At 61.7% G+C, this 10,795-nt stretch carries 13 protein-coding genes; 6 read left to right on the top strand and 7 right to left on the bottom strand.

From position 1 onward, the window contains the following. Positions 1-219 precede the first annotated feature (219 nt). Entirely contained in the window at positions 220-630 is a 411-nt protein-coding gene (locus tag EN991_RS09915; RefSeq protein ID WP_013531554.1) for a DUF427 domain-containing protein, read from the top strand. A gap of 43 nt (positions 631-673) precedes the next feature. Here the strand turns inward: EN991_RS09915 and EN991_RS09910 are convergent, their stop codons facing one another. Together EN991_RS09910 and EN991_RS09905 are read right to left on the bottom strand one after the other, a co-directional pair. Continuing rightward, the gene (locus EN991_RS09910) at positions 674-1,093 is read right to left on the bottom strand and encodes an HD domain-containing protein (RefSeq protein ID WP_013531555.1); all 420 of its coding nucleotides are present in this window, start codon (positions 1,091-1,093) and stop codon (positions 674-676) included. A 24-nt stretch (positions 1,094-1,117) separates the two neighbouring features. Continuing rightward, on the bottom strand, positions 1,118-1,513 hold the full coding sequence (locus EN991_RS09905) for a GFA family protein (RefSeq protein ID WP_027161657.1): 396 nt from the start codon (positions 1,511-1,513) through the stop codon (positions 1,118-1,120). Between the two features lie 201 nt (positions 1,514-1,714). Here EN991_RS09905 and EN991_RS09900 point away from each other — a divergent pair, with 201 nt between their 5' ends. Both EN991_RS09900 and EN991_RS09895 read left to right on the top strand, forming a co-directional pair. Then, positions 1,715-2,323, top strand: a complete 609-nt coding sequence (locus EN991_RS09900) for a cysteine hydrolase (RefSeq protein WP_013531556.1) — start codon at positions 1,715-1,717, stop codon at positions 2,321-2,323. 100 nt (positions 2,324-2,423) lie between these two features. After that, complete coding sequence (locus EN991_RS09895) at positions 2,424-3,698, top strand: DUF763 domain-containing protein (RefSeq protein WP_013531557.1); 1,275 nt, start codon at positions 2,424-2,426, stop codon at positions 3,696-3,698. Positions 3,699-3,721: 23 nt separating this feature from the next. Here the strand turns inward: EN991_RS09895 and EN991_RS09890 are convergent, their stop codons facing one another. From EN991_RS09890 to EN991_RS09870, 5 genes are all read right to left on the bottom strand, one after another. Next, complete coding sequence (locus EN991_RS09890) at positions 3,722-4,165, bottom strand: PPC domain-containing DNA-binding protein (protein ID WP_024505528.1); 444 nt, start codon at positions 4,163-4,165, stop codon at positions 3,722-3,724. A 44-nt stretch (positions 4,166-4,209) separates the two neighbouring features. Further along, complete coding sequence (locus EN991_RS09885; RefSeq protein ID WP_013531559.1) at positions 4,210-4,527, bottom strand: hypothetical protein; 318 nt, start codon at positions 4,525-4,527, stop codon at positions 4,210-4,212. Between the two features lie 117 nt (positions 4,528-4,644). Beyond that, a complete protein-coding gene (locus tag EN991_RS09880; RefSeq protein ID WP_127368666.1) occupies positions 4,645-6,225 on the bottom strand; it encodes a DHA2 family efflux MFS transporter permease subunit in 1,581 nt (526 codons plus the stop codon). A gap of 11 nt (positions 6,226-6,236) precedes the next feature. After that, entirely contained in the window at positions 6,237-7,424 is a 1,188-nt protein-coding gene (locus EN991_RS09875; protein ID WP_127368665.1) for an HlyD family secretion protein, read from the bottom strand. A 99-nt stretch (positions 7,425-7,523) separates the two neighbouring features. Continuing rightward, a complete protein-coding gene (locus EN991_RS09870) occupies positions 7,524-7,694 on the bottom strand; it encodes a hypothetical protein (RefSeq protein WP_127368664.1) in 171 nt (56 codons plus the stop codon). A gap of 181 nt (positions 7,695-7,875) precedes the next feature. Here EN991_RS09870 and EN991_RS09865 point away from each other — a divergent pair, with 181 nt between their 5' ends. Genes EN991_RS09865 through EN991_RS09855 form a run of 3 tightly spaced genes read left to right on the top strand, consistent with a single transcriptional unit; the run spans position 7,876 to position 10,771 of the window. After that, on the top strand, positions 7,876-8,493 hold the full coding sequence (locus EN991_RS09865) for a (2Fe-2S)-binding protein (protein ID WP_024505525.1): 618 nt from the start codon (positions 7,876-7,878) through the stop codon (positions 8,491-8,493). A gap of 1 nt (position 8,494) precedes the next feature. Then, entirely contained in the window at positions 8,495-9,517 is a 1,023-nt protein-coding gene (locus tag EN991_RS09860) for a xanthine dehydrogenase family protein subunit M (RefSeq protein ID WP_127368663.1), read from the top strand. 3 nt (positions 9,518-9,520) lie between these two features. Continuing rightward, positions 9,521-10,771: a molybdopterin cofactor-binding domain-containing protein gene (locus EN991_RS09855; RefSeq protein WP_245460937.1), complete on the top strand. Its 1,251-nt coding sequence runs from the start codon at positions 9,521-9,523 to the stop codon at positions 10,769-10,771. Positions 10,772-10,795: the final 24 nt, after the last annotated feature.

Raw genomic sequence — 10,795 nt, 5'->3', positions numbered from 1 at the left:
GTGCTGGATGGCATCGGACACTTCCCGACGCGTGAGGCTTCTGATCAGGTTTCGCGAATGTTGGCTGCGTTTCTCGATAGCCATGGCAAGCGCTGAAGGAGGGGCGCCATCGACCCCATAGTAAAGACCGGAACCTGACGCATCGCCGCGCATTTCGTCTCCATGCATGACGAACCGAAATGCGGTCTCGCAATCAATCGGCAGCCAGGGAGAATTTGGATGCAAGCTTCAGGCGCAATCTCAAGACACCATGCTGGCCAGTTGGCCATAGAACCGTTTGCGGGCACGGTGACGGTACGATTTTCCGACGCCATAGTCGCTGCCACGGAACGGGCGAAAGTGCTTCAGGAAGAAGGGCATGAGCCCGTGTTCTATATCCCTTTCGAAGACATCTATTTTGACCTTTTCGAAAAAACGAACACCACCAGCCGCTCCCCTTTGAAAGGTACCGCGAGCTACTGGCGCGTCCATGCCGTGGGCAGCTCGGCTGACGATTTCATGTGGGCATACGAGACGCCTGAAACCGCGGCGCGGGCCATTGCACGTCATGGTGCATTCGATCCGGAAAAGGCGCGCATCGATGTCGAGCCCGCGGAGGACAGAAGGCATACGCCCCACGTCACGGAGTAGATTGCCCGTTCTCATCGGCGCGAGCTGAAATTCAAGGCAGCTGCTAACCGCGTGGAAACTCTTCATCAAGGATGCGTAGTGCCTCCTCGTATCTGACGGTTGATGCCCCGGCCTGTCGTGCCTGCCAGATATTGTCCGCCAGATCCGCGCGCTTCACCGGCAGCGCCAATGGATTCGATGCCGCTCGTCGCACGAACGCGAAGTAATCCTCGCCGTCCCTGCGCGACATGGCGTCGACGGCCGACGCGATCGTCGGGCCAAAACCGGCCTCTTCCAACCTGGTCCGGTCCCAGCCTTCGCCCTTTTCCAGGACGTCATGGAGATAGGCGACGACCTTCTGATCCTTGGTTTCGACCGCGTCAACGACACGCCGACAGTGCTCGATATAAGGTCGCCCGGTCTTGTCGCGCTGTGCCGCGTGGACCTCTTCGGCAATCTTGGCCGCCCGGTAAAACATGCTCATCAGGCTTCCCCTTCAGACATGGTTTCACCATCGCTCCTCGGTGTCGTGGTGCGGCAGGTCCATTCCGCAGCAAACCCAGCCAAGTCGCTGCCTCGATCCATAATTGTAGCGCGGCTCCAGGCGAGCTGGATCGTCGAACGTTCCGACATGAAGCGCGATCTCTCCCGGCGATGCGTCATAGGCGAGGCTGAGCGGCGATCCGCAGGCGGAGCAAAACCCCCTGCAGGCAATCGGCGAAGACCTGCGATAGGTCGGCGTCGCATCGGTCCAGGTCACGCTTTGGGAAGGTACCCAGGCCAGAACCGCGAACGCACTGCCGGTCGCTCGCCGGCACATATCACAATGGCAGTAATGCACTCTCGGTTCGCTTCCAACGCGGAAGCGGATCGTGCCGCAGAGACATCCTCCGCTCAGTTCCATTTTGGCGCCCCGGTTGACTTGCGGCTCCAACGCCTCTCGCGCGGTCTCATGCGAGCACCTCCATTCATCACAGCGGAAACGCCGGTCATTTGCGTCGGTTCCTGTTGGCTATCTCAGGAACCAGTGCTTGCGCGCGGCGTTGCGTGTCTTTGCTGGCAAAATGAGGAGTCAGGGAATGCTTGGCCGGTCGGAGACGCACTGATGTCGATGCCGGGGCTGGCATACGGTCCCCTGGGCGATCGATGCATGCATGTCTGCGTGGATATGCAGCGGCTGTTTGCCGAGCCGTCTCAATGGGCAACACCCTGGATCACCCGGGTTCTCCCGCAGATCGAGACGCTGGTCGAAAGACGCGCGCCGCAGACGGTCTTTACACGCTTCCTGCCAGCCAAGAAGCCGGGGCAGGGCGTCGGCACCTGGAAGCGCTATTATGAGCGCTGGGCTTCACAGACGATCGAGACGATCGGGCCTGAAATGACCGAGCTGTTGCCGTCTTTAGCCGGCTACTGCCCGCCAGCGGCGATAATCGACAAGCACATCTACTCGCCCTGGTTCGAAGGGCGCCTCAGAGCCTTCCTGGTGGAGCGCGGCATCGATACGCTCGTCATCACCGGTGGCGAAACGGATGTTTGCGTTCTGGCCACGGTGCTCGGAGCCATCGATTTCGGCTATCGCGTGGTTCTCGTCACGGACGCGCTATGCAGTTCTTCCGATGCAACCCACGACGCACTGCTGACCGTTTACCACCAACGTTTCGCGCAGCAGGTCGAGACGGTTGAGATGGAAACGGTTCTCTCGAACTGGACTTGACGTTCGCCAACTCGGCTCGGCGGAAAGTGTCCATGCTTCCTTGCGCGGTTTGGCTGCCTATCTGTTAAGAGAATAACGGACACCAGAACGGATAGCAGACGTGACGCAACGATCGGGAAGTGCTGATCTTCCACTCCATGGCGGGCGCGTGCCAAAATGGCTCGGTGACCGCATGACGCGTCTTGGCGCCGTGATGTGCGAAGCGATCATTCATCACTATGGTCGAGACGAACTGCTGCGACGGCTGGCGCATCCGTTCTGGTTTCAGTCCTTTGGTGCTGTCATGGGCATGGATTGGCACTCGTCGGGGATCACGACCAGCGTCGTGGGCGCTTTGAAGCGTGGCCTCACGCCGCTTTCCGGCGAGCTCGGCATTCATGTCTGCGGTGGTCGCGGCGCGCATTCGCGAAAAACCCCGCATGAACTCGAAGCCATCGGCCAACGCGTCGGCTTTGACGGAGCGGGCCTGGCCACCGTCAGCCGTCTTGTCGCCAAGGTCGACAGCGCCGCAGTCCAGGACGGTTTCGATCTTTACCTGCATGGTTTCATCGTCACCGATGACGGTCGCTGGGTCGTGGTGCAGCAAGGCATGAACGGTGACAGCAAGGTGGCGCGCCGCTACCATTGGCTCTCCGAGGGGCTCAAGAGTTTTGTCGACCAGCCGCATGCCGCCATCGAGGGCATCAATCAAGGCGAGATCGTCAACCTGACCGACAGGCGCGCTGACGCGTCGCGCCAAGGGCAACTGAACCTTTTGCAGGAGCTCGGACCCGATCGCATCCTGGGCGAGCTTGCGGCATTGGAGCGTTGCGCGGAGCCGAGGCGCCGGCAGGAACCGGAGCAGCCGCTGCTGCCGCATTTGGTCATGCCGGCCCATCATGACGTTCGCGAAAGCGATGTCGTCATGCATCGTCTTCACGGCAATATCGCCGCCGCCGCGGACCGCGGTCCCACCGATTTCGCCGAGCTCCTTCTGGTCCCCGGCGTCGGCGCGCGCACGGTGCGCGCGCTGGCCCTCGTTGCCGAGGTGGTGCATGGCGCGCCTTGCCGCTTTTCCGATCCCGGCCGCTTCTCGCTGGCGCATGGCGGCAAGGACAGGCATCCATTTCCAGTGCCGCTGAAGGTCTATGATGAGACGATCGGGGTTCTGAAGTCGGCCGTGCAAAAGGCAAAGCTCGGTCGCGATGAGGAAATCGGTGCCTTGAGGCGGCTCGACGATCAGTCGCGGCAAGTCGAACGATACGCAACCGGCCCCAGCCTGAAGGAAATTGTCGCGGGAGAATTCGACCAGTCGCATCTGCTTGGCGGGCGCAGCGTGTTCGGGTGGGAAGCGGCCCCGGACACAGCACCTGCTGAGCGGAGCAAGAAGGCCTGAGAACGAGCTAGAGCGGCTGGAGATCAATCGTCCAGATCGATGAGCGCGACACCGAGATCCGGGCGCTTGCTGCGGCGCAGATGGCCGGGCGCTTCCACCAGGGTGATTTCGAGCGTTGGCCGAACGATGCCATCAAGCAGATGTCCACCCCGGGTGGTGCCATCGCTCAATCCCAGCACCGCATGGACGTGCAGGCTGGGCTTATCGTCATCACCCAGTGCGACATCGCCGATCGCGCTCAGAACCTCGCACTGTTCGTCGATAGGGATTTTGCGGTAGGTCTTCGCGTCCGGATCAAACCAGCCCACGGTGGCTTTTTCGAAAGCCCCTATGGCGGTCAGGGACGCGCTGCCGATCTTCTGGTCGACCGCGAAGGCGGTCAGTGCCGCGAACGCTTCTTCGCGCGGGTCGAGCACCAGGACAAATGTCCTTTGTCCGCCGATCTCATTGACGAGCTGCGATTTCATCCCTGTCCTTCCATCGTTCGGCCCCATTGAGCGCCGCCGTCAGATCAATGGGCGCGGTGTTCCGCATTGCGCTTGCGGGTCGCTGCAGCTTTCTTTGCCGATTCCGATCGGCTTGCGGCAGACCGTGATGCCGATGCCTTGCCGCCGCTTTTGCCGCCTTTGTGCGCCGCCGGATGGCCCGTGTGTTTGCCGCGGCCCGAACCGCCTTCCTTCTTGCCACCGCCATCGTCCTTGTTGACGGTTGCCCATGCGCGCCGCTCTGCCTCCTTGTCGGAAACCCCGCGCTTCTCATAACCTTCGGCAATGTGGTCGGCTTTACGCTCCTGCTTGTCAGTGTACTTCGATTTGTCGCCTCGTGGCATGGCCAGCTCCTCCTGTTGAACAAGGGCTGAACGTCGACTCGACGCGCTGGTTCCAACGGAAGTTCGCGAAGCCGAAGCCGCATGGCGGGGCAGCGCCATACACCGCCGCGGCGCGAGCTAACGCTTTTCGGGCCGGGGAGAGCGCAGCAGCAAGGCGAGGGGAACGAGCAGTGCGGTCGCTACCGCGCAATACCGAAAGACATCGATATAGGCGAGCAATGAGGCCTGCCGCGCTATCAACTGTCCTATCCAGCCGACCGCCTGCTGTTTTGCGTCGATCATCGGCGACCCTTGAGCCACGAAGTGCTCGGTCGCCTGACGCAGAACCTGCTGGTAGGTCGGTGACGACTGTGCCGTGTGGCCGACGAGGTTTGCCTGATGGATTTGCGCGTTCTGGGCTATCACTGTGTTGGACAGCGACACGCCGATGCTTCCGCCGATGTTGCGGGCAACGTTGATGAGTGCCGACGCCTGGTTCGTCTGCTGCGGAGCAAGACCGACGTAAGCCGCCGTCGAGATGGGGATGAACAGGAACGGCAAACCGATCATCAGGAAGATGCGCGCGAAAGCAAAGAAGCCGAAACTGACGTCCGGGGTGAGCGATGTCATATGCCAGAGCGCGACAGCGACGACGGACATGCCTGCCATGATCAGGTATTTGGGCTGGACGATGGCGCCGGCAAATCCGGAAATCGGCATAAGCATCAACATTGCGATGCCACCTGGCATCATCGACAGGCCCGACAGGGTGGCCGTATAGTTGAAGGCGGTCTGCTGCAGTTGCGGCATCAACTGGGTGGTGCTGAACAGCACGGCGCCCACTGCCATCATCACCAGGAACGATGTGCCGAACTGGCGGCTGAACAGCAGGCGGACGTCGACGATCGGATCGCGGTGACTGAATTCCCACGGGATCAGCAGCAGAAATGAGACCGCCGAAATCGCCGCGAAGGTCACGATGAAACCTGATGCGAACCAGTCGTTGCGCTGGCCCTCATCGAGAAAGATCTCCAGGCAGCCGAGTGCCGTGGCGACCAGGATGAAACCGACCCAGTCTATTCTGAGGCCGCCCTTCAACCGTTCCTGCCGTTCGCGCTCGAGCACATCAGGCTCGACCACCAGCCACTGCACCAAGGCAAGCGACATGATGCCGAACGGGACATTGATGAAGAATATCCAGTGCCAGGAGAAATGGTCGGTCAGCCAACCGCCGATGGTCGGCCCGACTGTCGGTGCGACGATGACGGCAATGCCGTAAAGAGCAAATGCCTGGGAGCGTTTTTCGGGTGGAAAGGTGTCGGCGAGAATGGATTGTTCGCTGGGTGCCATGCCGCCGCCCCCGAGGCCTTGCAGGATCCTGAAGACGATGAGCATTTCCAGATTGGGCGCCAGGCCGCACAGCAGCGACGCTATGGTGAAGATCGCCACGCAAAGCATGTAGTAACGCTTGCGGCCGATGACGCTGGCCAACCAGCCGCTAACCGGGATGATCACGGAATTCGCGACCAGATAGGTGGTGATCACCCAGGTGCTTTCGTCCATCCCGGCCGCGAGGCTGCCGGCGATGTTGCGCAGCGCCACGTTGGCGATCGAGGTGTCGAGCACCAGCATGAAGGTGGCGATCGAGACGACGACTGCGATCAGCCACGGATTGCGCCCGCCGGCGGCGGACCGGGTTTCGCTCCGTTCACCAGCCATTTCGACGGCGCTCATCTCACCTTGACTGTCGGCACCACCGACAGGCCTGGACCCAGCAGCACGCCCGGCGGTCGGTCGAAGACGATCTTCACGGGCACGCGCTGCACCACCTTGACGAAGTTGCCGGTGGCATTCTCGGCCGGCAGCAGGCTGAAGGCGGTGCCACTGCCCGCCTGGATGCTGTCGACGCGGCCGTGGAAGTTCTTTTCGGGATAGGCGTCGATATCGATGTCGACGGGCTGTCCCGGCCGCATCAGATCAAGCTGGGTCTCCTTGAAATTAGCCTTCACCCAGACCTCGTCGGGAACGAACATCATCAGCACCTGACCAGGCTGGGCGTAGGTGCCCTTGGCGGCCGTGATACTGGTGGCGCGACCGGCGACAGGCGCGGTTATGATGGTGCGCGACAGCATGGTGCGGGCCTGCTCCTGGCTGGCCTTGGCTTGATTGAGCTTTGCTTGCGCGCTCTTGGTCTGTGCTTGCAGAACAGTGACCTGGCTTTTCGCGGCTGCCACGTTTGCTCCGGCGCTGTCGAGGGCGGCCTGGTCCTGGCGCAGGGTAGAAGCGGCCTGTTCCGCCTGCTGTTGGGTGGAGGTTCCCTTGGCCAGCAGCTCACGGTTGCGCTTGTCCTCCGCTTTGGCAAACTCGAGCGCGGCCTGGGCCTGCGCCACCTGCTTCTGTGCCGCATCGATCTTGGCGTTTTGTGCTTCGATCTGTGCACCGACATCGACGATCTCGGCCTGCGCCGAGGCCACACCGGCGTCGGCTTCCGCCAGGCTTGCCTGATAGTCGCTGTCGTCGATGCGCAAGAGCACGTCGCCGGCTTTCACAGACTGGTTGTCGGTGACCGCGACATCGGTGATACGACCCGATATCTCGGCACCGATCGTCACCGTGCGGGCGTCGATGAAAGCATCGTCGGTCGATTCATACTGACGCGCGTCCAGCCACCACAAGACCAGCCCTACGGCAATCAACAGCACTGCGAGCAGGATGGCGATCGATATGTAAGGGTGCCGCCGAGGGAAGCTCAGCAGGCTGGGCTTTGGTTCTCTGGCCTGCTTGTCCTGCTTGTGCTCCTGACCGTCGGCCTGACCGGCGTCTTTCCGGTGTTTTGGCGACGCGTCTGAGGTGGCCCTGCGTGGCGCGGCGTGCGTGTCGCCGGTTTCAGGTTCTTCGGTTTGGGTTTTCGCGTCCACGGGAGAACTTCCAGGAGTTTTGACCGTGGCCAGTCAACGACAACTGGTCGTAAAAGGTTCCTGGCGACCGGGCACGGTTTCGCGCCTGGCGGAATTGGTTCAGCCGATTGCCAACCTGACCACGATGGCCAGGATCACGATACCGACCAAGCCTGCTATGAAGATAACCCGACGCGTGCGCGTTCGCAGGATGATCTCGCCCTGTCTCGCCTGCTCCGCAGAGAACACAGGTCCATTGTCATCGTCCTTGTCATGCCGACCATCGCTCATGATCGCCTCCTTCCGGCCCTTGGCACAAACCGGCTCTTGGCACACAACCATCGCCCGACAGGTGAGGTTCCGGTTACATCGAACCTGCCACAGAAAAAGGAATCACAGGCTCGTGAGGAGGGAACTTTGTCCTCCGCGACTGGTTTGGGCCGCTTGAGACCCAGCCAGCCCGGAGCCAGCCATGTCCGATGCCAAGATGTCCAGTGGCCTGAGCAGACGCATGTTCATGACGGCCTCTGTTTCGGCGGCGGCGGCGATGCCGCTTGTGAATTCCCCGACGAGAGCTGCCCAGCCAGCGTCCGAAAAGCCAGCCGAACCGCGCGACTTGTCGGCGGTTTCAATGCGTATCAACAAACAGACCTACAATCTCGCGCTCGACAATCGAACCAGCCTGCTTGACGCTCTGCGCGACCACGTCGGCCTGACCGGCACCAAGAAAGGTTGCGATCACGGTCAGTGCGGCGCCTGCACGGTTCTGATCGATGGAAAGCGGGTACTGTCCTGCTTGAGCTTTGCCGTCATGAACCAGGGGCGGGAGATCACAACGGTGGAAGGCCTGGCCTCGACGGACGGGGAACTGCATCCGGTCCAGCAGGCCTTCGTCGACCACGATGCCTTTCAATGCGGCTATTGCACACCGGGTCAGATCATGTCCGCCATCGGTTGCATCAACGAAGGCCATGCGGGGTCGGAAGATGACATTCGCGAATATATGAGCGGCAATCTGTGTCGCTGTGCGGCCTATCCCAACATCGTTGCGGCGATCGTCCAGGCGCGCGACGAGATCAGGAGGGCCTAGGATGCGCCCCTTCGTTTATGAAAGACCAACCAGCGTCTCCGCTGCAATCGCCATGGCATCCCGTGTCGATGCCGTGCGCGTTCCGCCAACCGGCGCCGACACGCAATTCATCGCCGGCGGCACCAATCTGGCCGACTACATGAAGCTCGGTGTCGCGCGGCCGGACCGACTGCTTGACCTCAACACTCTTGCCGAGCCAGCCTTGCGGCAGATCAGGATAAACGATGACACGATCCGGTTTGGTGCACTGGTCCGCATGGGTGAAGCAGCCGACAACGATGACGTCCGGCGGCGTTGCCCGGCCCTTGCCGACAGCCTGAAATTCGCCGCCAGCGGTCAGCTTCGCAACATGGCGAGCCTGGGCGGCAATGTGCTGCAACGTACGCGCTGCGAGTATTTTCGAGAGATTTCCTGGCCGTGCAACAAGCGCGAACCCGGCTCCGGTTGCGCTGCGATGGAAGGGTCCAATCGCCAACACGCCGTGCTGGGTACGAGCGATGCCTGCATCGCCACGTATCACGGCGATTTCGCGCAGGCGCTGGTTGCGCTCGATGCCACCGTCGAGATCGAAGGTCCGCGGGGGAGGCGCACGCTTGCATTTGCCAAGCTGCACAAACGGCCGGGCGACACGCCCGACATCGAGACGGATCTCGCCGCCGACGAGCTCATAACCACCATCGAAGTGCGGCTCGAACGGTGGAGCAGCCGGTCGCGCTATCTGAAGATTCGCGATCGCGAATCCTACGCGTTTGCGTTGGCGTCCGCGGCTGTTGCGCTCGACATGGAGGGCGAGACGGTAAGGAGTGCGCGCATTGCGCTTGGTGGTGTGGCGACGGTGCCGTGGCGGGCGCGCGAAGCAGAGGACGCGCTACAGGGCAAAGTGCTTGACGAAGCCGCGGCGCAAGAGGCTGCCGAGGCTGCCTTCGCCGATGCCAGACCGCGCGAGCATAACGCATTCAAGATACCGCTCGGCAAGCGCACGCTGGTGCGGGCGCTGCTCGAAACCCGGGATATGAAGGGCTGAGCCATGAACCAAGCTGCACCCGCCCCCAGGGAAAACCAGGGCGATCCGGTTGTCCGCATTGACGCCCGGCTAAAAGTTACCGGACAGGCCGGCTATCCCGCCGACATCGTCACGGCCAACGTCGCCTACGGTGCCCTTGCCACCAGCAGCATTGCCCGGGGCAAGGTTTCGGGACTTCACACGAAAGACGCCCGGGCCGTACCCGGTGTGCTGGACATCGTCACCTATGACGATATGGACAAGACCGACACGCCGAAATTCGGCAACACCGGCGCAAGTTCGATCGGGCCGTTGCACGACAAGACGGTTTTTCACGACGGTCAGATCATCGCTCTGGTGGTTGCCGAGACCTTCGAGGCGGCGGAGGAAGCCGCAATGTTGATCCGCGCCGACTATGAGGACGAACGGCCCGCCGCCAGCTTTGATTCCAAGGGCGTGAAGATGGAGCCGGCTGCCGGCAAAAACCCTATGTTCAAGGAGGATGCGAAGGCCGGTGATTTCGATGCCGCCTGGGCGGATGCGACGGTAAAGATCGACGAAAAATATTCGACGCCGACCCAGCATCACAATCCGATCGAACTGTTTTCGACCACCGCAATATGGCAAGGCGACCAGTTGACCATACACGAGCCCAGCCAGAACGTTACCGGCTGGAAGGTGGAACTGGCACGCCAGCTGAAGCTCGATCCGGCCAATGTGCGGATCGTCAGTCCCTATATCGGCGGTGCCTTCGGCTCCAAGGGGCCGATGACGGCACGCACCGCTATCGTTGCCGTCGCGGCGCGACGCATTGGCCGCCCGGTTCGCTGCGTCGTCAATCGCATGCAAGCCTTCGGTACGCAGACCTATCGCGCCGAAACGCGGCATCGGATCCGCATGGGCGCCGGCAAGGACGGCCGCATCACGGCGTTCGGACATGAGGCCTGGGAGGTGACGTCACGCCCTGACCCTTATGTCGTCGGCGGCACGTCCGCCACCGCGCGCATGTACAATTACGGCGCCGTTCTGACGCATGTTTCGCTGGTTCATGCCGACCGCAACACGCCTGGCTACATGCGATCGCCGCCGGAGACGCCTTATGTCTACGCGCTGGAAAACGCCATGGACGAAATGGCTGTGGCCCTCGGCATGGATCCTGTCGAGTTTCGTCGCATCAATGAACCGGAGAAGGAGCCCATCGGAGGCAAGCCATTTTCCAGCCGCTCACTCATCAAGTGCTACGACCAGGCGTCGGAGGCCTTTGGCTGGTCGTAGCACTTGATGAGTGAGCGGCTGGAA

Source organism: Mesorhizobium sp. M7A.F.Ca.US.005.03.2.1, from assembly GCF_003997795.1.
Taxonomy (GTDB): domain Bacteria; phylum Pseudomonadota; class Alphaproteobacteria; order Rhizobiales; family Rhizobiaceae; genus Mesorhizobium; species Mesorhizobium ciceri.
This window is presented reverse-complemented; position numbering and strand designations above follow the sequence as displayed.

Bases quoted from the DNA above. Each gene is read 5' to 3' on its own strand.
- EN991_RS09855 (WP_245460937.1), top strand. From the start codon at position 9,521: ATGAACCAAGCTGCACCCGCCCCCAGGGAAAACCAGGGCGATCCGGTT.
- EN991_RS09915 (WP_013531554.1), top strand. From the start codon at position 220: ATGCAAGCTTCAGGCGCAATCTCAAGACACCATGCTGGCCAGTTGGCC.
- EN991_RS09910 (WP_013531555.1), bottom strand. From the start codon at position 1,093: ATGAGCATGTTTTACCGGGCGGCCAAGATTGCCGAAGAGGTCCACGCG.
- EN991_RS09865 (WP_024505525.1), top strand. From the start codon at position 7,876: ATGTCCGATGCCAAGATGTCCAGTGGCCTGAGCAGACGCATGTTCATG.
- EN991_RS09870 (WP_127368664.1), bottom strand. From the start codon at position 7,694: ATGAGCGATGGTCGGCATGACAAGGACGATGACAATGGACCTGTGTTC.
- EN991_RS09900 (WP_013531556.1), top strand. From the start codon at position 1,715: ATGTCGATGCCGGGGCTGGCATACGGTCCCCTGGGCGATCGATGCATG.
- EN991_RS09890 (WP_024505528.1), bottom strand. From the start codon at position 4,165: ATGAAATCGCAGCTCGTCAATGAGATCGGCGGACAAAGGACATTTGTC.
- EN991_RS09860 (WP_127368663.1), top strand. From the start codon at position 8,495: ATGCGCCCCTTCGTTTATGAAAGACCAACCAGCGTCTCCGCTGCAATC.
- EN991_RS09885 (WP_013531559.1), bottom strand. From the start codon at position 4,527: ATGCCACGAGGCGACAAATCGAAGTACACTGACAAGCAGGAGCGTAAA.
- EN991_RS09880 (WP_127368666.1), bottom strand. From the start codon at position 6,225: ATGGCTGGTGAACGGAGCGAAACCCGGTCCGCCGCCGGCGGGCGCAAT.
- EN991_RS09905 (WP_027161657.1), bottom strand. From the start codon at position 1,513: ATGGAACTGAGCGGAGGATGTCTCTGCGGCACGATCCGCTTCCGCGTT.